This window comes from Argonema antarcticum A004/B2 (assembly GCF_023333585.1).
GTDB lineage: Bacteria > Cyanobacteriota > Cyanobacteriia > Cyanobacteriales > Aerosakkonemataceae > Argonema > Argonema antarcticum.
Map to the genome: position 1 here is coordinate 13,564 of NZ_JAIQZN010000012.1, position 22,019 is coordinate 35,582.

Below are 22,019 nucleotides of genomic sequence, written 5' to 3' on the forward strand. Positions count from 1 at the left end.
ATCTAGACAAATTAGGTCGGCTAGTGTAATTTAGGTAGGAATTGAGGGCGTGTCTGATACAGTAATCCTTGTAGAGAATCTGGGTAAGAAATACGTTATTGGGCATCAGCAGCGCTTGCCTTACAACACTATGCGTGAGTCAATGGTAAGAGGAGCAAAGTCTTTTGGTCGAAATTTACTCAAACCTTTTGGCCAAAAAGTTCCCAACCCAGCTTATGAAGAATTTTGGGCTTTAAAGGATGTATCGTTTGAGATTAAGCAAGGCGATCGAGTTGGTATTATAGGTCGAAACGGTGCCGGAAAATCCACAGTCCTTAAAATTTTAAGCCGCATCACCGAACCTACTACCGGACGTATTTCTATCAAAGGACGAGTAGCAAGTCTCTTGGAGGTAGGAACCGGATTTCACCCAGAGTTAACAGGACGGGAGAATATTTATCTTAATGGTGCTATCTTGGGGATGAGCCGAACCGAAATTAAAAAGAAATTTGATGAAATTGTCGCCTTTGCCGAAGTGGAAAAGTTTTTAGATACGCCAGTAAAGCGATATTCATCAGGAATGTATGTTAGGCTGGCCTTTGCAGTAGCAGCCCATTTAGAACCAGAAATTCTATTGGTGGATGAAGTTTTGGCGGTGGGGGATGTAGGATTTCAAAAAAAATGTATAGGGAAAATGGAGGATGTTGGCAGAGACGGACGAACTGTTTTGTTTGTTAGTCATAGCATGAACACTATGACATCTTTGTGCAATCGGGGAATTTTGCTTGAGTCTGGAACTCTATGTTCAGACACTTCTGCGGAAGAAGCTAGTAGGATTTATCTAAACAAGGCTTTTAGCGTTGCACGAGGGACGCCGCTGTCTCAAAGGCGCGATCGCAGTGGTTCGGGAAAGGTAAGGGCGTATAGTTTTAGAATTTTGAACGAAGAAGGTAGAGAAGAAGTTTCTTTAGAATCAGGCAAAGATTATTACTTTGAAATAGGCTATCATAATCACACAGGAATTATTATTAAAGACGTTGTTGTCAGTCTGGATATTTATGATGAAAGAGATATAATAGTTTTTCTATTAAGAACTAACTTTACAAACAGTAATCTTGAGCTTAAGGCTGATCGGGGACAAATCGTCTGTAGAATCAAAAATCTTCCCCTAACGAATGGTTTATACCGATTTTCTATTTTTATATCCGATGCAGATAGAGAAATACTCGATTACATCGAAGATGCTGCTTCTGTAAGTATAGAAGCAGGAGATTTCTTTGGTACAGGCAGTCCCGGACTTCCAAGTCACTGCAAAATTTTAGCTAAGGCAGAGTGGTCTACTAGCTAACTGCACAAAGCATTTGAGAAAATATTAACAAAATTGGAGCGCGTTATGTCACTGACAAATAAATTAAAACCTGTTGCTTATAAAATTTTACCCGAAACTATTATAGACTTTATAAAATTAATTAAAGCTTATATTTACCAAAGAGAAAGAGAGAAAAGAATTTTGATAAGTAATATAAAAATCATAGACACTTTAATAAAAGGCAGTCAACCAATTAATATTGAACTGGGTGAATCGCAAAAGCGGCTAGAGGGATGGATCGCAGTTGATTTGAACGAAGCTAGCGACATTTGCTTAAACTTGTCATCCTTTCCCTTACCTTTTCCCGAAAATTGTATTAATTCAGATTAATTCCTCTCATGTATTAGAGCCGATGATTCTGCCCAATAGCTGTCTATAAAGACTATAGAATGATGTTTAACAGAGATTCGATCGAACAAACTGTACTTTTACAAGTAAAATCAAACCAGTCGATCGCATATAAACATTTCTGGAGTCCCTTTCGTTACACCGAGGAAGCTACTCATGGTGGCTAAACAATCATCAAATATTGCCCTAGTGACTGGTGCTACTGGCTTTATAGGGTCACACTTAACACATCAGCTGGTAGAGTTAGGCTGGCGGGTACATATAGTTATCCGTCCAAGCTCTACACTGGGACATCTACAGCGTCTTCGAGATAGCATCGCTATCCATACTCATGATGGCACGACAGAGGGATTGTTTGCCATTGTTGAAGCAGTCAGGCCCACGGTGGTATTTCATTTAGCATCGTTATGTCTGGCGCAACATACACCAGCCGATATTTTGCCTATGTTGGAGAGCAATATCAGCTTTGCCACTCATTTAGTTGAAGCAATGGTAGCGCATCAAATTTACTATTTGGTGAACACAGGTACGTCATGGCAGCATTACGAAAACAAGGAATACAGTCCGGTTTGCTTATATGCTGCGACCAAAGAAGCTTTTGAGGCAATACTTCAGTTTTATATAGAAACGACACCATTACAAGTAATCACTCTTAAACTATTTGACACCTACGGGCCTAACGATCCCAGAGAAAACCTATTTACTCTGCTCGAAAAAACGGCAAAATACTCAAAACAATTGGCCATGTCTCCCGGCGAACAGTTGATAGAGCTGGTGTATGTTGACGATGTAGTTGATGCTTATATAGTCGCCGCGTCCCGTTTGCAAAGTAAAGAAGTGCAGGGGCATGAAAAATATGAAGTATCGACAGGTTCGCCGTTAAAATTAAAAGAAATTGTGGAAGTCTATGAGCAAGAAACTGGGAGAAAAGTGGCGATTAAATGGGGCGGTAGACCGTATCGAAATCGAGAGGTGATGGTACCGTGGAACAAAGGAGCCCTATTACCGGGCTGGAAAGCTAAGGTAGGTATTAGGGAAGGGATTAGAAGAATACAAAATAGTAGGCAATAATTTGTGTTATTATATAGATTGGCGAACTGGGGTTCAGGGAAATGCACGAAAAATGTAATTTTGTGTAACAGAAAATATATAATAATGATATAAGCTATGTCTATATCCACACCTATTGCCTTTTTCATATTCAATCGTCCTGCTCTGACGGAGATAGTTTTTGAGGCGATCGCTAAAGCGAAACCTAAAAAGCTGTTAATCGTTGCAGATGGCCCACGCTTCCCCGAAGAAGACGAAAAGTGCCAGAAGGCTAGGGCAGCAGTTATCGATAAGATAGATTGGGAATGCGAGGTATTAACTAATTTTTCAGAGAAAAACCGGGGATGCAAATATCGAGTGTCTAGTGGGCTAGATTGGGTTTTTTCAGAAGTAGAAGAAGCGATTATATTAGAGGATGACTGTTTACCAGACCCATCGTTTTTTGGTTTTTGCGAAACTATGCTAAATCGCTACCGTAATGATGAGCGGGTTATGATGATTAGCGGCGATAATTTTCAGTTAGGTAATAGCAGGACTGAGTATAGTTATTATTTTTCAAAATATACCCACATTTGGGGCTGGGCTTCTTGGAGAAGAGCTTGGCAGCACTATGATGTTGAAATGAAATCGTGGCCTGAATACAAAAAGCTAGATTTTATTTATTCAGTCTGCGAAGATCCCGTCGAACAAAAATACTGGACAGACATATTTGACCTTGTATTTGATGGTGGTATAGATACCTGGGATTATCAATGGCTTTATACTTGTTGGTGTCAAAATGGTCTAACAATAATTCCTAACTGTAACCTGATTTCAAATATTGGCTTCGGCAATGACGGAACGCATACCTGTTATGATAGTCCTTGGGCGCAATTGCCAATAAATGATATCAGCGAAATAAAACACCCCCCATTTATATTTAGGCATAGAGAGGCTGACAGTTACACATTTGAATATCTATTTGGTGGAAAAAACATAAGAGAAAGCTACACTTTAATTAACCAGGTGCGGCGGCGATTGTCATCAATCAAAGGAAAATTAATATCATGTTTTTAAGGGATTTGAAGCATTTAGGTAAGTTGTTCCTGCGACCTGATTACAGAAAATATCAGTTGGCTGTACAAAAATTGATAAAGACACCGCGTTATACACACACTTCAAGTGATATACTGGGAAAAGAGATAGAATTAGTAGATAGTGCTTCGTTTATTTTTATGTATAAAGAGATATTTGAGCAGCAGATTTACAGGTTTAAAACTAAAAAGTCAGATCCCTTTATTTTAGATTGTGGAGCTAATATAGGTTTAAGTGTTTTATACTTTAAACAAGTTTATCCCAAAAGTAACATTGTCGCCTTTGAACCAGATATAAAAGTTTTTAATGTGTTAAAAAGTAATGTACATAGGTTTGGCTTATCTGAGGTTGAACTAATTAATAAAGCAGTTTGGAAGTCAGAAACTACCCTTGAATTTATGTCTGAGGGTGCAGATGCAGGAAGAGTAATTCAACTTGAGGAAGACAAAGAAAAATACAAAGTTTCAACAGTTCGCCTGGGTGAGTACTTGAGTAAACCTGTGGATTTTCTAAAGCTAGATATTGAAGGTGCGGAAACGGAGGTAATAAAAGATTGTGAAGATTTATTAGTCAATGTAGAGAATTTGTTTGTTGAATATCATTCATTTGCAAATGAACCTCAAACTCTGCACCTTATATTGAATATACTGACAAAAGCTGGTTTTAGGCTGCATATTCACCAGATGCGTCCCTCTCCTCAGCCTTGTTATCAACTTGACATTTACTCAGGTATGGATATGATATTGAATATTTTTGGTTTTCGTGAATAAGGAAAATATTTAATGCTTGGTACCATGAAAAATCCGTTTCAGCAAGTTGAATCAATTGATTTTGTAGATATAGGCTGTAGTGGGTCTCTAGAAGACAAGTGGGAGCAGCTATTTCCGCTGCTATCGTATACAGGATTTGACCCAAATGCGGAAGAATGCGATCGCTTGAGCAGTCTACCTCACCCCTATAAGACAGCGAAATACCTTCCCTACGCTATTGGGGGCGAAGAGGGAACAAAAACAATCTACTTGACCCAAAGAATTGGCTGTTCGTCGTTACTACGCCCAAATCACAACTGGTTAAACCGTTTCTCTTTTCACGATTTGTTCAAAGAAACGGGAACAGATTCTGTACTCTGTACGACTTTAAACGCATTATCCAGCGAACAAGGTTTGAAGGCTGACATCATAAAAATTGACACTCAAGGGTTAGAATTGCCTATTCTAAAGTCTGGAGATTTACTTTTGAAAAATGCTTTTTGTGTGGAAACTGAAACGGGATTTGTAGAAAATTACATAGGAGAAACCACTTATGCCCAAATAGATGAATTACTGCGATCGAAAGGATTTTTGATGTTTGACACAAAAATTTACAAAGTTTGCCGTAAGAATTCTCTAGCTGAATATGGAAAGCACCAGCCGCTTTGGTGTGAAGCTTTGTGGCTATTCGATTATATCGGTCAGGACAAAAAACCTAGTTTGGAGGAAGCTCTTAAGTCTTTGCTAATTTGCAAAGGAATGAAATGTTTTGATTATGGATTGGAACTAGCTGGCTATTTTAAAGATTTAGAAATTATAGATGGAGATATGTTTGCTTATCTAGAAATGCCAAAAACCTGGATAAATAAACCAAAAACACCTTCGTCAACAGTAGGTAAAATTTTGAGATGGCTTCCAGAAGATATTAATAAGAGATTGATGTTTGGATTGAAACAAATTTTTGAGGAATAAATAAGCAAAGAGATGAATGTCCTTCACATCAATCAGTCAGATACTGCTGGGGGAGCGGCGATCGCAGCCTACAGACTCCATCAAGGCTTGTTAGCTCAAGGGGTTGATTCGCGATTGCTAGTCGGAGAAGTCAAAACAAGCAGCGATCGCGTCGCTGTCGTAACCAGGAAGAAGCGTATTGAAGATCAAATTTATCGCTTTAGTTGGCGTCTTGGCTTTAACCATATCCACATGGTTAGCAGCTTCGATATTCCTAAACACGCCTTTTATCAAAAAACAGATATACTCAATTTTCACAATCTTCATACCGGCTATTTTAACTACCTGGCGATTCCCTCATTGACAGCCAAAAAACCAGCAGTTTTTACCCTTCACGATATGTGGAGCTTTACAGGTCATTGTGCCTATAGTTATGACTGCGATCGCTGGAAAATAGGCTGTGGAAAGTGTCCTTACCCCGATACTTATCCCGGCATTAATGTAGATAATACCAAAATAGAGTGGAAGCTAAAAGACTGGGTATACAGCCGCTCAAATCTAACAATTGTTACACCCAGTACCTGGCTGACCGCGCAAGTTAAGCAAAGTATGCTCAATCGCTTTCCTATTCATAATATTCCCTACGGTATCGACACAGAAATCTACCAACCGCTCGATCCACAACAATGTCGCTCTATGCTCGGCATACCGACGAGGAAAAAGGTGATCGTGTTTTGTGCTGGCAGTCTCAAAGATCCGCGCAAAGGCGACGACCTGCTCTTGAAAGCGCTGGAAAGCCTACCTGCATCGTTAAAAGCCGAAACCGTACTTTTGATTCTCGGTGATGGCGGTGAAGCAATGGCTGAAGCTGCTGAGTTGCCTACTGTGAATCTTGGCTTTGCCAGCGGCGATCGGCTCAAAGCAATTGCCTATTCTGCTGCTGATTTGTTCGTTTTTCCCACCCGTGCCGATAATCTACCCCTGGTGCTGCAAGAAAGCATGGCTTGCGGTACACCGATGGTTTCGTTTAAAATAGGTGGGGTGCCAGATCTGGTTCGTCCGGGTATCACGGGCTACTTAGCCCCACCGGAGGATACTGAAGACTTACGTAATGGGATTGTCCAACTGTTGTCAGATGAAAATCTACGCGATCGCATGAGTCAGCAGTGTAGAGCGATCGCTATTCAGGAATACAGTCTCGAACTACAGGCTCACCGATATATTGAATTGTATCGTCAATTATTGCAAAAATAGGTCAAATATGCCGATGATTATTAATAGTTTAACTTTAAAGGATCTACCTCCTCCACCCCCAGAAAAAACCGGATGGCCTTGGACTGAAGAAAATCAGCCATTATCAGAACGAATGCCTGATGGTTCTGAGTGGCCTCGCATTAGTGTCGTGACTCCTAGTTATAATTACGGTCGATTTATTGAAGAAACTATTCGATCCGTATTACTGCAAGGCTATCCAAATTTAGAGTATATCATTATTGATGGTGGCTCTAAAGATAACACTGTTGAAATTATCAAAAAGTATGAAAAGTATCTTGATTATTGGATCAGCGAACCAGATGCTGGGCAAACAGATGCGATCAATAAGGGCTTTCAGCACTGTACAGGCGATCTTTTTGTATGGCTGAATGCTGATGATTCCTATGCAAATACAACTTGCTTGCAAACTGTGAGCAAGCTGTATTTAAGTGGATATGAATTTATTGCTGGAAGTTGTCGTAACCTATTTCTTGATGGTCGGGAAGAAATTATTCATTCCCTTCCTGTTGATTTTTACCAGTACCTTAAGTTTTGGTTATTTTGGGGATTGCCGCAACCATCTGTGTTTGTGGCAAAAAAAATAGCTGATAAGTGTTTTCCTCTATATAAAGAACTTTATGGTTTGATGGACTATCAATTTTTTCTGAGAAGTATTTCTCAAAATCCAAAAACCATTTATATAAATCAAGTTTGGACGGAAGTAAAATATCACGGAAATAGCAAGACCGAACAAAATTATTCTGGTGCCTTGGCAGAATATTACAAAGTAGCATTATCTGAGTCAAAAAAACTTCCGTCTCTGGCCAGGCTTTGGTTTTTAAGAGAACTAGAAGATTATATGACACTCCAACCTGCGATCTATAGTCAAGCATTGCAAGATCCTATTAAGATAATTGCTTTGTTAGCTTCTAGACCTACCCTTGTGTGCTGGCCGATTTTTTGGAAACTAATTATTCAAGCTGTTGTCAGGAGGAAAATATAGTGTAGGCTAAAAAAAACAAAAAAATCATTTTTACTACTATTTAGGCAAGCAAATTAAATTTATGGTTAATATTGGCTATCGTGCAGCTAGAATGCAGGGACATCTTTTTCGTTCCCTTTATACTTCCTTCCTTCCCTGGATAGTAAAACTACCGATTCCACAAACTTACAAAGTTCAAATAACAGTCTATTCATTTTCATGCGATCGCGATTTACCCGAACAGGTAGCTAGCATTCGCTCTTTTATCCGCTATGTTGGTATTCCTGACGAGTTTATCGTAATTTCTGATGGCACTTATTCTCCAGCTAGTTGCCAGTTACTACGTCAAATTAGTCCTTGTGTAGACGTGGTAGATATGGAAAGTATTCTGAAAAAAGACTTACCTCAGTGCGTGTATGCTTATGCCGATAGCCATCCATTAGGTAAAAAACTGGCTGTTTTAATGTCAATCCCGATTAATCAGGCGACTATCTATGCCGATTCAGATATTTTATTTTTTCCTGGAGCTAAAGGCTTAATTACCCTAACTCAGTCAGTCGAACGGCAACCTAGATGTTTGCTGGACTGCGCTTTGGCATTAGATCGGCGTTTTATTCATAATGAATTTGAAAAAATAAGTCCCGTGAATAGCGGATTTATGTTATTACAAGAACCTTTAAATTGGGAAATACCAATTAAGCGTTTTGTCGAGTCTAAAGATGTTCCTAATTATTTCACCGAGCAGACTATGATACATTTGACCATGCACTACAACCAAGCGAAACCATTATGCGCTCGCCAATTTCTTGTACAACTTGACGATCAGTTTATTTATTCAGACAAGTATGCTGGCAACAAAATTGCTCTGAGGCATTATGTTAGCCCGGTTAGACACAAGTTTTGGTTAGCGGGGGTAATTTAAATCTTAGCAATTTTTAAATTTAATAATTTTAGATATTTTAGGATGTTTATGATCAAAACTTTAGCACAAAGATCGGTTAAATCAATTTGGCTCCAATACTTGAGACCCGGTTGGTTGGATGAAGCGAGAGTAATTATACAAACTCATACATTTAAAAACCTTGTTACAGATAAAGAGTTAAAGGGAAAATGCCTAAATGCAGGATGTGGCGAAGGTCTGTATTCTGAATTTTTGGAGTCATTTAAAGAGATAGCTGAAATAGTTAACTTGGATATAGATATGCCTTCTATTCCTCAACAAAGAGCAGATAAAAGACACAAAGCATATCAGGGTTCTCTAACTTCTGTTCCCTTTGAAGATGCAACTTTTGATTCTTGTCTTTGCACGGAGGTCATCGAACATATAGAAGAAGATGGTCAAGCCATCTTCGAGTTAGCGCGAGTTCTCAAGCCAGGAGGATTTTTATTGATAAGTGTACCAACTCCTCCGGCACCTAACGATCCAGCACACGTGCGTGAAGGTTATACTCTAGAAGAACTTTCCGAAATACTTATAAAGAGTAATTTTATAATCAAGCATTATGCTTATTGCTTCCATATTTTGATGAGAATTTTATCTTATCTGTGGCAATGGCAATTTTTTGTTATTGGTAGAGGCAAACGTAGTTTTATGCCACTATTTCTGGTTCGTGGATTTGGGTATGCCGATAAGCATTTCAAATGGGGAAAGCCTTGGGATTTAGTAATTATTGCTCAAAAAGTTACTTAGACTGGGCGATTGAAAAAATAGCAAGACATTTTTATTAAAACAGCCCTGAAATTATGAAAGATGAACAAAAATTAAAAATTCTCATGGTGCTGCATATGCCTTGGGATCGCAATTTGGGTGGGTCGCGAGTTCAGCTAGAATTGGCAGACGAATTTCAGAAAATGGGGCATGAAGTAGAGAAATTTGACTACTGCGATGCCTTTCCTCAAGCAGCCTCATCTCCTCTGCAAACATTAACTCGCCCCAGCTTTTCGACGAAGGCAAAAACTTTTGTGCAGGCAAATGCTCATCGCTTTGATATTATCGACGCGCATCAAGGCAATTTACCTTTTTCTAAGCAAGAACTGGGAATTAAAGGGTTACTCGTGGCCCGTTCCGTGGGATTGTATGCCTTTTATGAGGAATTTGCCAAGCTAGAAAAAACCAAATGGCCACCAAAAACAAAGAAAACTTTGCTTGGAAACTGGCTGCGTTCTTGGCTATCTAGGCGAGACACCCCTGACTGCTTCCGCAGTTTGCAAAAGAGCGACTTAATCAACGTACCTAACCACGACGAACAAGCCTACGTCCGCGATGTCCTGGGTATGGGCGACAAGTGTTTTGTCTTTCCTTTCGGATTGTCCCTGCTGCGACAACAAGCATTGGCTCAAGCGCTTGGGCCTGCTACAGTGCGCTTAGCAAACAAGCAGGTAGTTTTCATCGGTACTTGGGGCTCGCGCAAGGGGGCTAGAGATTGGGCAGAAATTATGATGCGTACAAAGGCTGAAGTTCCAGGAGTGCGCTTTTTATTTTTAGGTACAGCTTTTAGCCCGGAAGCAGTTTTGGCCGATCTCAATTTGCCAGCTTATGATTGGATTGAGATCGTGCCGCGTTTCGAGGGTGAGGAACTGCCAAAACTTTTGAGCAAAGCAACGGTGGGAGCTTTCCCCAGCTACATTGAAGGATTTGGTTTTGCGGTACTGGAAAAATTAGCCTGCGGTCTTCCGACTGTGGCGTATAATGTTCCAGGCCCACGAGAAATGTTGCGTCATTTTGATAATGACTTTATGATTGTTCCCGGTGATGTCGAACAGTTTAGTAACCAAATAGTCAAACTGCTGACTATGGACGAAGTGAGTTATTCCCAGATCTCTAAACGCTGCATTGAAGTGGCACAAATTTTCTCTTGGAGCAGAATTGCTAAAGAGACTTTGGATGTTTATGCAAAGTTTTTGGATGTTCAAAAATAAATTACAGAGGGTTTTATGAATTACAAACAAAAAGCAATTCAATTAATTTGGCAGTTATTAAAATTATCCTTGGGAAAGGCTACGGCTTTAAATTTTATTAAGTCCTGGCTGCGTTTCGTACCTCCTAAATACGCATTCCCTTTAACATGGATGACTCTTTCGGAATTTCCAGTAAATTCTCAATTAGAGTTTGAATATACCTACGGAATACCTCGGCAATTCCCGGATAAAAAGGTAAAGGTTAATCCAAATTGTTTGCACGCACGGTTCTTTGTAGTCAGTGGGTATTATGAGGAATATCTGACAAAAGAAATTTTGTCGCCAGGAAGGAAAGGTCTCTTTGTTGATATTGGTGCAAATTTTGGTTATTACCCGTTTTTGTGGTTACAAAAGGAAAACACAAGGGCGATCGCAGTTGAACCAGTACAAGAATATGTTGAGCTTTTACATGAGAATTTAAAAAGTTATGAGCCGAGATATGCAGTTTTTGATGGATGTATCGGCGATCGCGATGGTGTAGCATTCTTGGACACTTTGGGAGACCCCACTATGCTGAGCAAAGTAGTAACAGATCCGGCTAATAACCCTAATACTCGTAAAGTTCCAATGCTGACTTTAAGGTCTTTGTTGAATAAATATAATGAAGAAAAAATCGACGTACTGAAGATTGATGCTGAAGGGTATGATATTAATATTCTAGAGAGTTGTAAACCGCTGTTTGAAGCGAAAGCCATCAAAACTGTGTTTTGGGAGACGGCTAACTCTCCCGAAGAAAAAAATATTATTGACTTTTTGGAAAGATTAGGATACTCCAAAATATTGGATAAGGGAGCAACAGGCTACGAGTTAGTTTCTGGCTAGCAGTAATGAAGTTTATAATTCTGAAAGCGCTGTTTTGAGCCGTACCTGGACAACACTATCTTGTTCTTGGGCCAAAGCCGCCTGTAAAGTCGCGATCGCATCAAGTGTAGCAATTTCTTGCAGGGAAACCACAGCTGCATAACGCAGGGCCCAATCCTCAGTTTTCTGCAACGTCCAAGTTAATTTTGCGATCGCACCCTTCACAACTTCCGGGTCATTAGCTGTACTGCCAATGCGTCCCAAACCCCTCGCCGCCACTCGCCGGACGTTACCCTGGCAGTGATTTGCTACTTCCACCCCTACCACTTCCAGCAACAAATCCAGGGCTTTGGAGTCACCAATTTTAGCTAAAGCTTGAACAATGTAAGCTTGGAGTCCATGATCTACAGAAGCATGGTAGGCAGCGATTAATGGTTCTACAGAATCTAGCCCTAGTTGCACCAGTCCTTCCACCGCCGCCGCAGGTACAGAAGGATGATGATGGCTCAACATCTCAATCAAAACAGCAATAATTTCTTCGCCATCCCCTACTGTTGTTTTCTTAGTCGTTAAAGCCTGAATTAATTGCACCGCATCAACTGGAGTAGAAGCGCGGCGTAACTGCTGAATCAACCAAGCAGTATCTAAATCGTTATTAAATGCGTTCATCCTTAAACTGCTATTTAAACAAAATTAACTAAATTGTGATTTTATCAAAGCTGAATCAACAAATCATCAATTGCACTCAGCAATAAGCGAGTTGTTTTCTCGTTGTCTTGCTGATTAGAGCGATCGCTACCCAGCACCGCTTCTAAAATTCGCTTCAAATTCAACAGCTTCAAACTATTGCCAACTTTAGCATTAATTATCGCCTGTGCAGCTTCTAAATGTCCGATCGAGCCTAAATCAAATGCCGCCGACCAGCGCAAATACATATTTTCATGAGTCAGATTTTTAACAATTCGTTCAATGTACCGAGGCTCTTGACTGAAAAGATATAAATATCGAGCCGCCGCACATTGTACGCGCTCAGAACCATGCGCCAAAAAAACCTCGATTTGCTGATGAACTGACCAAACTTGCAAAGTTCCCAGCGCTTCAATCAGAGCTTCTAAAGGCTGCTCCTGCTGCGATTCTAAAAGTTCAAGCAAACCTTCAACCGCTCTTGAGTCGCCAATGGCTGCTAATGCTTGAATTGCAGCTTCCCGCAGACGCAAATCTTCTTTGCAGTTTAGCACTTGGAGCAATGCAGGCACAGCTTGAGTATTTTTGAGTTGACCGAGAGCCCTTGCCGCTTGACGCCGCAGAGGATATCCCCCTTGTTCCGTGCGATATAGCTCATCTTTTAGTGCCGAGCAAAGTACCTCGCAGGCTTCATGAACTTGATGCTTACCCAGCCACCAAGCAGCGTAATAGCGGAGTTGGTTATCGTCTCCCAGCAAGGCAGCTACAGCAGCTTTTGGGGAAAGGATCGACTCAGGAGGTGAAGTAGCAGTCATTCGATTTTGGATGATTGGATTTTGAATTATTAGGATCGATCCCACGGATTAATCCGGCAGGCTCCCAAACCAAATAATTTCAAAGGTAATAGAAAAGAATTTTCAACTGGATGTTGTTAGTAGTTAGTAATTAGTTGTTAGCGAGCAATCTCATTAACAACTAATTACTAACTACTAACAAAACAATAAATCAATTAAGCAAGCGGAAACGATCTCAGTTTCTAAGCTGGCTCAATTTTAACGATTTTACCGCCACGACGGTGAATTTCTTGGTATGTAGTTGAAAGTTGGTCATAAGACACGGTATAAACCCGCTTACTCTGACGCACTGCTACTTTAGTGCCAACTCCACCCACGATCGCTTCGATTTTGTAGACCCTCGTATCTCCCCGAATCGCAGCACTGGTTAACGTTCCTCCTAGCGACCCAGAAGACTTTCCTGCAACCGACAAGGGTGCTTTAATCGAGTTAGCCATATTCATCGACACTTGCTGCCGCAGTCGGGAATTTTTACCCCCAAACTGAGCGTTGTCGCTGTTGGCACTGCCCCGAAAAAGCTCAAATATCCGGTTGAATCCAACCGTCTTCATTCCCGGCAAGGACTGAAAGCCACGGTAAGAAGGAACCACATCATTACCAAAGGCATTGGTGTATTCTGTGCTGTAGATATAAGAATCAATCTCAGCTTCGTAACCTTTAGAAGCGTAGAGGTCTACGTGGTAGGAAATCTCCGACTGGTCGTATGGAGCGCGTCCCAGCAAATGCTTGTAGTTCAATTCGATAAAACGAACTTGAGAGTTATTGTAGAAAAAGCGCTCTTTGTAAAGTTCGGATTGAGCCAAAATCTGAATAAATTGCCGCACGTTGATGTTGCCATTACGCAGCAAAGCTTCGGCACTGCTAAACAATTCGCTGGCATATACGCCTTGGCGACCAAATACTTGATCGTAAGCCGCCCGGAACAACTGACGTAACTCATCCGGGCTCCAATTGCGGCGGAGTTCAACTTTTTTATCTGCAACTGAACTGTATCCCAGCCGCTCTTCGACGCCTAAACTACTCATTTTTTATCCTCTCTTCCAATTTTTCGCTTGACCATCTACCTTTTAATCAAATTTGGGTCTGAGATATAGGCGATTGTTCATCTTCATCAACAATTGCCTATATCTCAGACCCAAAAGCTTTGTTAGCTCAAAGCGTTGATGGCATAGTTGAGGTAGATGTTGGCTTCGCCAGCCGCGTCACCGCTCAGACCGTGATTGTCGCGGACGAATTCCAGAGCTGCAACATACCAGCTGGGAGACAGACCCAAAGCGCTGTTGAGTTCGCTCAAGCCAGCTACAACATATTCGTCGAGAGGGCCAGTACCACCGACTACGCAGCAGTAGCTGATAGTACGCAGGTAGTGGTCGATGTCCCGCACGCACTTATTTTTGCCTTCTTGGGTAGAAGCATATTGAGGCCCTTGCATTTGAGTGGTGTAAGGGAATTTTTGATAGACGTGATTGGCTGCTGCTTCAGACCATTTTTTGCCATTGGCTGTGAAGGCTTGAGCGGCTTGCAGACCTGCTTGAGCGCGGTTGAAACGACCAAAAATAGCTTGGATTTCGGTGTTGCTCAAGTACGCGCCACGAGAGTCAGCTGCTGCGATTGCTTCGGTGAGAGGCGTTTTCATGATGGTTTTAAACTCCTAAATTGAGAGAAAAGACTTTAAAAAAGCGGATGGTTTATGCTAGAGAAATTTTACGCAACAGCGGCGGCAGCGCGATCGAAGTAGCCAGCTAATTCAGACATCAAAGAGCTGCAATCGCCTTTGGTGATCCCGTTAGAATTATTTGCGATCGCGATCGCGGCATCTTTCATTTTTTGGATGCCGGAAGCAACCACATTACCAGGAGTGCCCAGCGCTTGGTAGGTTTCGCGCAAACCGTTCAAGCAGCGATCGTCCATCACGCTGGTATCGCCTGCTAGCACTGAATAGGTGACATAGCGCAGAATAAAGCCCAAGTCGCGAATACAAGCAGCTTGGTTGCGATTGTGGAAGCAAGCACCGCCAGCATTAAAAATTTGGGGATTTTCGGCAACTACAGCCCGATAAGCATTGGCAACGATGGTGGAAGAGTTGCCGGTGAGTCGGTTGACTGTATCTAAACGCTTGTTGCTGTCCGCAACCATCGCTGAAAGACCGTTGATCTCATCGCTAGAAAGGTAAGCACCTTTTTTGTCAGCTTGTTCAACAACTCTGGAAAAAGCGTCAAGCATTTTGTCAAGCTCTCCTAAGATTAATTAACTTTTATTCCTTTAGACAGTTAATTTACTGCCTTGATTTGAGACATTACAGCTTAAAAGTAAAAATAATGGGTAGGAAATCGAGTAGAAATCGAGAACTTTTGATAGTAAGTAATAATTACTAAGTATTTGTACTTGCAGATATACCTAATCATACTTAGGAGCAATTTGTCAACAGCATTAAAAAGATGGGAGAGGGATTTGGCTGATACCAAATCTGGCTCTCCCGTACTTACGTTAAATTTTACTCCTTTCCTGCTGGAAGAATTCCTATGGTGGAAGGGGCGAAGCATTCGGTGAGAAAGCTGATGTGTAAAGCGACAGATTATTGCCGGAATGCTTCGCCCCTACATAATCTTGTGGCGGGAAGGGAGTAATTTGTATATCAAATCCGTCTGCGTCGGAATTGTTTGTTTTTCCCCTCTGCCCCTCTGCCCCTCTGGAGCCCTGATGATTCAGACACAACCGGAAACGATATAATTACTCAGCCCTGCGTACCGCCAGCATAGTAATATCGTCAAACTGAGCTGTGTCGGCTATATGTTCGCGCAAGCTCATTTCAATGCTGCCCAGCAAGTCATTAGCACAAGAACAATGCTGCTCTACCAGATACAGCAATTTTGCCTCTGTGAAAAATTTGCCTTCAGGGTTACGAGCTTCAGGCACGCCGTCAGTATAAGTTATTAAAGTGTCACCGGGTTCAAGCTGAACCTGCTGAGTCTTGAACTTCATTTTAGGCATCATACCCACAGCCGGTCCCGTGGGTTGGAGACGCTTTTTGACTCCAGATAAGCCAATAATAATCGGAGGCTCATGGCCACCATTAACATAAGTCAACAACCCGGTGGCAGGATTGAGAACGCCAAAAAACATTGTGGCAAACATACCCATCTGCCAGTGAGTTTGGGCAATGTAATTATTAGTGAGTTCGACAGCTCTAAGGGCGTCGATTTCGGCTGAGTAGTTGGGGGAATGCAGTTTAACTACATATTCCGGTGCGCCAGACAGATATTCCGGCAAGTTGTCTGATTCCAGCAAACTGATTTGACCGGAAAAAAGTCGGATTAAGCTGCGGAAGAGAGCCATAAAAAGGGCGGCTCCCACCCCTTTGTCGCAGACATCAGCAATGACTAGCCCCACATAGCCGCCGGGAAGTTCAAAAGCATCGTAGAAATCGCCAGCCACTTCGCGAGCAGGATAGAAACAAGCTGCAATTTCCCACCCTGGTGGCTGTACTAGGCTATCGGGCAGAAATTCTCGCTGAATTTGCTTACCTTTTTCTAATTCATTTTGAAGTGCTTCTTTAGTCTTGGTTAAAGCGCTGTGAGATTCATCTAGTTTTGTGTAGAGTTCGGCATTTTCGAGTACTAGGGCTATCTGTTCGGCAGTAGCCTTCATCAGAAGGGCTTCTTTAGTGCCAAAATGCCCAGGTTGGGAGTGTAGCAGGGTGAGAATGCCCTGCAATACTTGGCCTCTGAGAATGGGAATAGTTAAGGCCGATCGCACCTCGTAAGGCTGATTGGGCAGTGTCAGCCAGCGATCGTCTTGTTCCGTGTCGGCGATCAAACCTACTTGGCGGTGGCGGCTAACCCACCCAGCCAGTCCTTTGTCAAGGACAATGCCGATTAGTTGAGAACTTTCTTCCGCCGTAGCATTCTTGCGCGTCAGGAGACTAGCAGCGATCGCACCATTGCTATCTAGTAAAAATAGACTGCCCCTTTCAGCTTCACTTAACCTAGTGGCAACATCCAAGGTATTTTTTAAGGTTGCTTTTAGCAGCTGCCCTTCTGCTGAACTTCGTGCCATAGTCACCAAGTTTTCCAGCAGCTCGCTTTGAACGTTGAAAGCTGCTTCGACGGTTCTTAGCTCTGCAACCTCTAGGCGCAGGGATTCCAATTCCTCTAGCAGCTGTTCTTTGGATTTATCGCGATCGTTCATACTTTTTATGCTAACTGTTTCAACTTGTGAATCGATTCACGATAAAAATGGTTCGATTCCGGTCTCCCGATCGCTCATAGAGGAACTTATCAACACCTTTAATAGCTAGATACACCCCCAAACCGCCTATTTGCCGCTTTTCTAGGGGCAGATCCAAATCATCGGGGTCTGCTTTTTGGGTCGCATCGAAAAAGGTAGCTGTATCCTCAACGGTAAACTTTAGGACTCGATCGTCAATCTCGGCCTGCAAGACCAAATTGCCATCTCGCCCCGCTTCCTCATAACCATGAATAATGACATTCGTGGCTATTTCATCTACCGCTAGACGGAGATTATAGGAAGCTTTTTTGTCTAAGCCAGCTGCGGCGGCGGCTGCCATCACATATTCTGCGATCGGTTTCAAAGAGTCTAGGGTTCCTGGTACAGTTAATGGTTCCATTGTTAAGATTTCTTGGTGCGTAAATTAAGGAAATTTTCATTAGTCATTAGTCATTAGCCATTAGTCAGTTATTTTTTACCTATCACCCATCAACCATCACCTATCACCTATCTACTAACTATCTTTTGCCCGCCTAACAGCTAACATCGTAATGTCGTCAAACTGATCTGCTACGCCAATATGCAGCTTTAAACTTGCCTGAAGCGTTTCCATCAAAGTAATTGCTGAAGCGATTGGCGAACCAGACTGCTGGCTAACCACCAAGTTAAAGCGCCAACTCCTAAAACCGCGAGCGTTGCCATACCGATGGCTATCCGCTCAAACTGTATTGCCTCCTGTAAAACATCTTTTTCTTGCTGCTGAACCACCACACCCCAGCCATTTTTCAGCCGAGTAATATAAGACATCCATTGTACGCCGTCTTGCTCAGTGAAGGAAAAATAACCGCTCGAACCCGGTTTTTTCTTTAAGGTAACTTCTACTGGTGCATAATTACTGAAATTCTTAAGCTCTGTGATAAATTCTCGGTTCGGATGAGATATCACCTGACCTTTGTTATCTACAAGCAAGGCATAACCCGTCTGACCCAAAGTAATTGAACCGACTGCGTTAGCAACTGTTGCCAGATCTTTACACAACACCATTACTCCAACGATTTGCGGTATTTTTTCAGCCCTAATTGGAGTAGATATACATAGGCGCGGTTTACGAGTCGTTTTACTAATTAGTGTCTGGCGAGTGAATAGCTGACCGCGTATTGCTCTTTTAAACCATTCGCGATCGCTGTAATTTTGAGTATCTTTGATTCTATCGCTAGTAGCTACAGCAATACCATTTTTTCCAGTTGTAGTAATAGTGATATCTTTATAGACGCTGGCTGCTTTAGTCAGAATCAGTTTCTGCTTTTGGGCATCCATGCTAATAATATCAGGTTGTATACTTAGGTTACGCAAAGCCATAGTATACAGATCGGCCCACTGGTTTACCAGGTTAGTCACAGCTTGACCCTTAGCTGCTAACAACTCCTTAGCATCTTGGCGCAAAATCTTTTCCGCACGGTAACTGGTAAATAATATTCCTATCAGCATAGGAGGAATTACTGAAGCCAAAATCAAGACTGTCAGGCGGAAACCTAGAGAGCTTATAAATATTTTTTTTATGTTCATTGGTGATAGCTAATTGTCATTAGTTATTAGTCAGTCGTTAGGGTTAGTTGTTAGTTCTTAGTTGTCCTTAGTGACCAAACGAACAATCAACAATCAATGATGACGATTGACTACAAAAGTATTGCGATTGCGAGCGCCGAATCTTTCGTAGAAGAACTTATCGACACCTTGAATAGCGAGATAAACTCCCAGTCCCCCCATAGGTTTTTCTGCCATTGGCAGATTTAGCTTTGATTCTTCTAAAGCTAATTTAGAGAAGGGGTCAAAGGCTCCTCCGCAATCCTCAATCGATATGGTAAGACTATCATCGTCGAGATCTGCTCGCAAGTTTAAATCGCCTTGGATATTGGCCTCTTCATAACCATGAATTATGATATTAGTGGCGATTTCGTCTACCGCCAGACGCAGCCTATAGGATGCCTTTTTGTCCAATCCTGCTGTGGCTGCGGCTGTCATTATGTATTGCGCGATCGAACTCAAAGAGTCTAAACTGCCCCGTAAAGTTAGAGGTTCCATAGATGACAGAATAAAATCAGTGGTCAATTGTCAGTTGTCAATTGTCAGTTGTCAGTTGTCAATTTTTCTTTAATACTGACTACTGACAACTGACTGGGTTTGCTATTAAAGCGGACTATACTCATCCTGGATAATTACACCCTGATTGAATCCAGTCTTATTAATGGTGTCCAGCACCATCTCCTGAGCGCCAACAACATAGATGTCAGCACTAGCCCCCATCTTTTGCTTAGTAAATATCAGCACCCGCAGACCGGCACTAGCCATATACTCCAAGTCTTGCATCATCAGTACGAGGCGTTTCGCACCTTGAGTAGCTGCTTTTTCCACTTCTGCCTTGAATTGAGGTGCCGTACTCGCATCCAGTTCTCCAGACAAAGTGATCGTAGCGGTGTCGTTGTTTGTTTCCAGTGTTGCGTTAAAAGCCATAGTTAGAAAAGTTTTGAGTTGAAGATTTAGTTTTGAGTCAATTGTCAGTGGTCAGTTGTCAATTTTTCTTTACTACTGACCTGGTTATTTGCCGACTAGGATAACCACAGAGCGATCGCCCACCAACATCCCATGCTGATTTTCCAGCACAGGTTCCTGACCCGGTGACCAGATATCGTTCGGTGCAGTAGCTCCCGTATTCGCAAAAACGTGCCACTTCATCCCGTCTCGCAAACCTGGGATTTCAAACCAGAGACCTTCCCAGTGCATATTCATTGCCACGTAGACATAATTATCCTCCACCGTTCCCGCCTTGGCGTGTTTGCCGCAGAGCATCATCGCGATCGTGCGACAAGACGCCGACCAGTCAGCATTCCATGCCTTAGTGCCGTGCCAGGTAATATCAGCATAACCGCTGCCCATGTAATCGCTATTACTGAAATGATATTTACTTCTCAGTACTGGGTGAGCGTTACGGAAAGCAATGCAGTTCTTGAAAAACCGGAACAGGTCGGCGTTTTGTTCTAAAAGCGTCCAATCCAGCCAGTTTAGCTCGTTGTCGTGGCAGTAAGTATTGTTATTGCCATACTGAGTGCGCCCCACTTCATCTCCCATGAGAATCATCGGCACGCCTGTGGAAACCATCAGAATAGCCACAGCATTTTTGATCTGCCGCCGCCGCAGAGCGTTGATCCCGGCATCGTCAGTTGGCCCTTCCCAACCGCAATTCCAACTATCGTTATCGTTGCTGCCGTCGTTATTGTTTTCGCCGTTGGCTTCGTTGTGCTTCCCGTTATAAGAAACCAAATCCAGTAGGGTAAAACCGTCGTGGGCGGTGATGAAATTAATGGATGTCGCTGGCCCCCGACCCTCCCAAGCATAGAGATCCGGCGAACCTTGGAGGCGCTGGGCTATATCGCCCACCGTGCCATCTCCTTTGATGAACTTGCGAATGCTATCCCGGTACTTGCCGTTCCACTCCGCCCAACGTCCGAAAGCTGGGAAGGAACCAACTTGGTAGAGTCCGCCAGCATCCCAAGCTTCGGCAATCAGTTTGCACTTAGCCAAGATGGGGTCAAAGGCGAGGGTTTCCAGCAATGGTGGATTAGCCAGGGGAGCGCCCGAAGGGTCGCGTCCCAAAATAGAGGCCAAGTCAAAGCGGAAGCCGTCGATGTGATATTCTGACGCCCAGTAGCGCAAACAATCCAGCACGATGTTACGCACGATCGGATTATTGCAGTTCAGGGTGTTGCCGCAGCCGCTGAAGTTAAAATAGTATCCTTCCGGCGTTAGCATATAGTACGTCTTGTTGTCAACACCCCGAAAAGAAATTGTCGGGCCGTACTCGTTGCCTTCTGCGGTGTGGTTGAACACGACATCGAGAATCACCTCAAGGCCGTTTTTGTGCAGTTCTTTGACCAGCGTTTTTAACTCGTCAACCTGCATCCCGATTTTTCCGGTAGCGGCGTAGCCAGCTTTGGGGGCAAAAAAGCCTACCGTACTGTAGCCCCAGTAATTTACCAGCAACTCATCTGGATTTTGGGGATTGGGGCGGGAATTTTCAAATTCATCGAATTCATAGACAGGCATCAATTCGATCGCATTGACACCCAACTCTTTAAGGTAGGGGATTTTGTCGCGGATGGCAGCAAACGTCCCCGGATGCTTCACCTGCGAGGAAGGATGACGGGTAAAGCTGCGGACGTGCATTTCGTAAACAACCATATCTTCTGGTGGAATTTCCAGAGGACGATCGTTTTCCCAATCGAAATCGTCTAAAACGATCCGAGCGCGATGGTGATAAATGTCATTCCAATCAGGAGTTACTCCCCAAACATCCCGACCGCCGATCACCTTGGCGTAGGGGTCCATCAGAATTTTACTGGAATCGAACCAATGGCCTTCTTTAGGGTTGAAAGGCCCTTCCATCCGGTAGCCGTATTCGATATTTTCGTAATCCAGGTCGAATACGATCGTGCAAAAAACGTTGCCAATCCTGAACTCGTCTGGGAACGGAATTTCCGCCATCGGTTCTTTAGCGTGCTTTTTAAACAGCACTAACGTACAGGATTTAGCATGAGAGGAAAAAATCGAGAAATTTACGCCTCCCGGCACCAGGGTGGCTCCGAAAGGAAATGGACGCCCACGACGCAGCTTGAAGTCTCCGTAAGTATGCGTGGGTTGAATATCTATTCGCGCAAATACCATTACCTACCCCTTGAGAAAGT

24 protein-coding genes are annotated in these 22,019 nt (G+C 42.7%); 13 read left to right on the forward strand and 11 right to left on the reverse strand.

Features of this window, described 5'->3' with window-relative positions; all coding sequences use genetic code 11:
* The first annotated feature begins 49 nt into the window (after positions 1-49).
* From LAY57_RS07630 to LAY57_RS07685, 13 genes are all read left to right on the forward strand, one after another.
* Positions 50-1,327: an ABC transporter ATP-binding protein gene (locus LAY57_RS07630; protein ID WP_249065809.1), complete on the forward strand. Its 1,278-nt coding sequence runs from the start codon at positions 50-52 to the stop codon at positions 1,325-1,327.
* A gap of 45 nt (positions 1,328-1,372) precedes the next feature.
* The gene (locus LAY57_RS07635) at positions 1,373-1,678 is read left to right on the forward strand and encodes a hypothetical protein (RefSeq protein WP_249065810.1); all 306 of its coding nucleotides are present in this window, start codon (positions 1,373-1,375) and stop codon (positions 1,676-1,678) included.
* A 59-nt stretch (positions 1,679-1,737) separates the two neighbouring features.
* Positions 1,738-1,863, forward strand: coding sequence for a hypothetical protein (locus LAY57_RS35765; RefSeq protein WP_275993720.1), 126 nt, complete (start codon positions 1,738-1,740; stop codon positions 1,861-1,863).
* A complete protein-coding gene (locus LAY57_RS07640; RefSeq protein ID WP_249065811.1) occupies positions 1,853-2,767 on the forward strand; it encodes an NAD-dependent epimerase/dehydratase family protein in 915 nt (304 codons plus the stop codon). The genes LAY57_RS35765 and LAY57_RS07640 overlap by 11 nt, the downstream gene beginning before the upstream one ends.
* 96 nt (positions 2,768-2,863) lie before the next feature.
* Complete coding sequence (locus LAY57_RS07645; RefSeq protein ID WP_249065812.1) at positions 2,864-3,802, forward strand: glycosyltransferase family 2 protein; 939 nt, start codon at positions 2,864-2,866, stop codon at positions 3,800-3,802.
* Between the two features lie 56 nt (positions 3,803-3,858).
* The gene (locus tag LAY57_RS07650) at positions 3,859-4,590 is read left to right on the forward strand and encodes an FkbM family methyltransferase (protein WP_249065813.1); all 732 of its coding nucleotides are present in this window, start codon (positions 3,859-3,861) and stop codon (positions 4,588-4,590) included.
* A gap of 12 nt (positions 4,591-4,602) precedes the next feature.
* Positions 4,603-5,541 (forward strand): FkbM family methyltransferase, encoded by a 939-nt coding sequence (locus tag LAY57_RS07655; protein ID WP_249065814.1) that lies wholly within the window; start codon positions 4,603-4,605, stop codon positions 5,539-5,541.
* 12 nt (positions 5,542-5,553) lie between these two features.
* Complete coding sequence (locus LAY57_RS07660) at positions 5,554-6,774, forward strand: glycosyltransferase family 4 protein (protein WP_249065815.1); 1,221 nt, start codon at positions 5,554-5,556, stop codon at positions 6,772-6,774.
* Between the two features lie 112 nt (positions 6,775-6,886).
* Positions 6,887-7,777 (forward strand): glycosyltransferase family 2 protein, encoded by an 891-nt coding sequence (locus LAY57_RS07665; protein WP_249065816.1) that lies wholly within the window; start codon positions 6,887-6,889, stop codon positions 7,775-7,777.
* A 61-nt stretch (positions 7,778-7,838) separates the two neighbouring features.
* A complete protein-coding gene (locus LAY57_RS07670; RefSeq protein WP_249065817.1) occupies positions 7,839-8,678 on the forward strand; it encodes a hypothetical protein in 840 nt (279 codons plus the stop codon).
* 48 nt (positions 8,679-8,726) lie between these two features.
* Positions 8,727-9,446: a class I SAM-dependent methyltransferase gene (locus LAY57_RS07675; RefSeq protein ID WP_249065818.1), complete on the forward strand. Its 720-nt coding sequence runs from the start codon at positions 8,727-8,729 to the stop codon at positions 9,444-9,446.
* 53 nt (positions 9,447-9,499) lie between these two features.
* Positions 9,500-10,675, forward strand: a complete 1,176-nt coding sequence (locus LAY57_RS07680) for a glycosyltransferase family 4 protein (protein WP_249065819.1) — start codon at positions 9,500-9,502, stop codon at positions 10,673-10,675.
* Between the two features lie 15 nt (positions 10,676-10,690).
* Entirely contained in the window at positions 10,691-11,536 is an 846-nt protein-coding gene (locus LAY57_RS07685; RefSeq protein ID WP_249065820.1) for an FkbM family methyltransferase, read from the forward strand.
* Between the two features lie 12 nt (positions 11,537-11,548).
* On the opposite strand, the gene LAY57_RS07690 is transcribed toward LAY57_RS07685, so the two are convergent.
* The 11 genes from LAY57_RS07690 to glgX all read right to left on the reverse strand — a co-directional run bounded on the left by LAY57_RS07690 (position 11,549) and on the right by glgX (position 21,999).
* Positions 11,549-12,184 carry a HEAT repeat domain-containing protein gene (locus LAY57_RS07690; RefSeq protein ID WP_249065821.1) on the reverse strand — a complete coding sequence of 212 codons (636 nt, stop codon included), beginning with the start codon at positions 12,182-12,184 and terminating at the stop codon, positions 11,549-11,551.
* 44 nt (positions 12,185-12,228) lie between these two features.
* Entirely contained in the window at positions 12,229-13,014 is a 786-nt protein-coding gene (locus LAY57_RS07695) for a HEAT repeat domain-containing protein (RefSeq protein WP_249065822.1), read from the reverse strand.
* A gap of 221 nt (positions 13,015-13,235) precedes the next feature.
* On the reverse strand, positions 13,236-14,078 hold the full coding sequence (locus LAY57_RS07700) for a phycobilisome linker polypeptide (RefSeq protein ID WP_249065823.1): 843 nt from the start codon (positions 14,076-14,078) through the stop codon (positions 13,236-13,238).
* A 122-nt stretch (positions 14,079-14,200) separates the two neighbouring features.
* Positions 14,201-14,689 carry a bilin-binding protein gene (locus LAY57_RS07705; RefSeq protein WP_249065824.1) on the reverse strand — a complete coding sequence of 163 codons (489 nt, stop codon included), beginning with the start codon at positions 14,687-14,689 and terminating at the stop codon, positions 14,201-14,203.
* Positions 14,690-14,757: 68 nt separating this feature from the next.
* The gene (locus LAY57_RS07710) at positions 14,758-15,276 is read right to left on the reverse strand and encodes a bilin-binding protein (protein WP_249065825.1); all 519 of its coding nucleotides are present in this window, start codon (positions 15,274-15,276) and stop codon (positions 14,758-14,760) included.
* 507 nt (positions 15,277-15,783) lie between these two features.
* Complete coding sequence (locus tag LAY57_RS07715) at positions 15,784-17,241, reverse strand: PP2C family protein-serine/threonine phosphatase (RefSeq protein ID WP_249065826.1); 1,458 nt, start codon at positions 17,239-17,241, stop codon at positions 15,784-15,786.
* Between the two features lie 19 nt (positions 17,242-17,260).
* On the reverse strand, positions 17,261-17,680 hold the full coding sequence (locus LAY57_RS07720; protein WP_249065827.1) for an ATP-binding protein: 420 nt from the start codon (positions 17,678-17,680) through the stop codon (positions 17,261-17,263).
* A 212-nt stretch (positions 17,681-17,892) separates the two neighbouring features.
* Positions 17,893-18,846, reverse strand: coding sequence for a cache domain-containing protein (locus tag LAY57_RS07725; protein WP_249065828.1), 954 nt, complete (start codon positions 18,844-18,846; stop codon positions 17,893-17,895).
* A gap of 93 nt (positions 18,847-18,939) precedes the next feature.
* Positions 18,940-19,362: an ATP-binding protein gene (locus LAY57_RS07730; protein ID WP_249065829.1), complete on the reverse strand. Its 423-nt coding sequence runs from the start codon at positions 19,360-19,362 to the stop codon at positions 18,940-18,942.
* Between the two features lie 105 nt (positions 19,363-19,467).
* Positions 19,468-19,791: an anti-sigma factor antagonist gene (locus LAY57_RS07735; protein WP_249065830.1), complete on the reverse strand. Its 324-nt coding sequence runs from the start codon at positions 19,789-19,791 to the stop codon at positions 19,468-19,470.
* Positions 19,792-19,875: 84 nt separating this feature from the next.
* Positions 19,876-21,999, reverse strand: a complete 2,124-nt coding sequence (glgX, locus tag LAY57_RS07740) for a glycogen debranching protein GlgX (RefSeq protein WP_249065831.1) — start codon at positions 21,997-21,999, stop codon at positions 19,876-19,878.
* Positions 22,000-22,019: the final 20 nt, after the last annotated feature.

Bases quoted from the DNA above. Each gene is read 5' to 3' on its own strand.
- LAY57_RS07720 (WP_249065827.1), bottom strand. From the start codon at position 17,680: ATGGAACCATTAACTGTACCAGGAACCCTAGACTCTTTGAAACCGATC.
- LAY57_RS07730 (WP_249065829.1), bottom strand. From the start codon at position 19,362: ATGGAACCTCTAACTTTACGGGGCAGTTTAGACTCTTTGAGTTCGATC.
- LAY57_RS07690 (WP_249065821.1), bottom strand. From the start codon at position 12,184: ATGAACGCATTTAATAACGATTTAGATACTGCTTGGTTGATTCAGCAG.
- LAY57_RS07735 (WP_249065830.1), bottom strand. From the start codon at position 19,791: ATGGCTTTTAACGCAACACTGGAAACAAACAACGACACCGCTACGATC.
- LAY57_RS07675 (WP_249065818.1), top strand. From the start codon at position 8,727: ATGATCAAAACTTTAGCACAAAGATCGGTTAAATCAATTTGGCTCCAA.
- LAY57_RS07725 (WP_249065828.1), bottom strand. From the start codon at position 18,846: ATGAACATAAAAAAAATATTTATAAGCTCTCTAGGTTTCCGCCTGACA.
- LAY57_RS07705 (WP_249065824.1), bottom strand. From the start codon at position 14,689: ATGAAAACGCCTCTCACCGAAGCAATCGCAGCAGCTGACTCTCGTGGC.
- LAY57_RS07680 (WP_249065819.1), top strand. From the start codon at position 9,500: ATGAAAGATGAACAAAAATTAAAAATTCTCATGGTGCTGCATATGCCT.
- LAY57_RS07685 (WP_249065820.1), top strand. From the start codon at position 10,691: ATGAATTACAAACAAAAAGCAATTCAATTAATTTGGCAGTTATTAAAA.
- glgX (WP_249065831.1), bottom strand. From the start codon at position 21,999: ATGGTATTTGCGCGAATAGATATTCAACCCACGCATACTTACGGAGAC.
- LAY57_RS07710 (WP_249065825.1), bottom strand. From the start codon at position 15,276: ATGCTTGACGCTTTTTCCAGAGTTGTTGAACAAGCTGACAAAAAAGGT.
- LAY57_RS07645 (WP_249065812.1), top strand. From the start codon at position 2,864: ATGTCTATATCCACACCTATTGCCTTTTTCATATTCAATCGTCCTGCT.
- LAY57_RS07655 (WP_249065814.1), top strand. From the start codon at position 4,603: ATGCTTGGTACCATGAAAAATCCGTTTCAGCAAGTTGAATCAATTGAT.
- LAY57_RS07715 (WP_249065826.1), bottom strand. From the start codon at position 17,241: ATGAACGATCGCGATAAATCCAAAGAACAGCTGCTAGAGGAATTGGAA.
- LAY57_RS07695 (WP_249065822.1), bottom strand. From the start codon at position 13,014: ATGACTGCTACTTCACCTCCTGAGTCGATCCTTTCCCCAAAAGCTGCT.
- LAY57_RS07660 (WP_249065815.1), top strand. From the start codon at position 5,554: ATGAATGTCCTTCACATCAATCAGTCAGATACTGCTGGGGGAGCGGCG.
- LAY57_RS07640 (WP_249065811.1), top strand. From the start codon at position 1,853: ATGGTGGCTAAACAATCATCAAATATTGCCCTAGTGACTGGTGCTACT.
- LAY57_RS07635 (WP_249065810.1), top strand. From the start codon at position 1,373: ATGTCACTGACAAATAAATTAAAACCTGTTGCTTATAAAATTTTACCC.
- LAY57_RS07665 (WP_249065816.1), top strand. From the start codon at position 6,887: ATGCCTGATGGTTCTGAGTGGCCTCGCATTAGTGTCGTGACTCCTAGT.
- LAY57_RS07700 (WP_249065823.1), bottom strand. From the start codon at position 14,078: ATGAGTAGTTTAGGCGTCGAAGAGCGGCTGGGATACAGTTCAGTTGCA.
- LAY57_RS07670 (WP_249065817.1), top strand. From the start codon at position 7,839: ATGGTTAATATTGGCTATCGTGCAGCTAGAATGCAGGGACATCTTTTT.
- LAY57_RS35765 (WP_275993720.1), top strand. From the start codon at position 1,738: ATGATGTTTAACAGAGATTCGATCGAACAAACTGTACTTTTACAAGTA.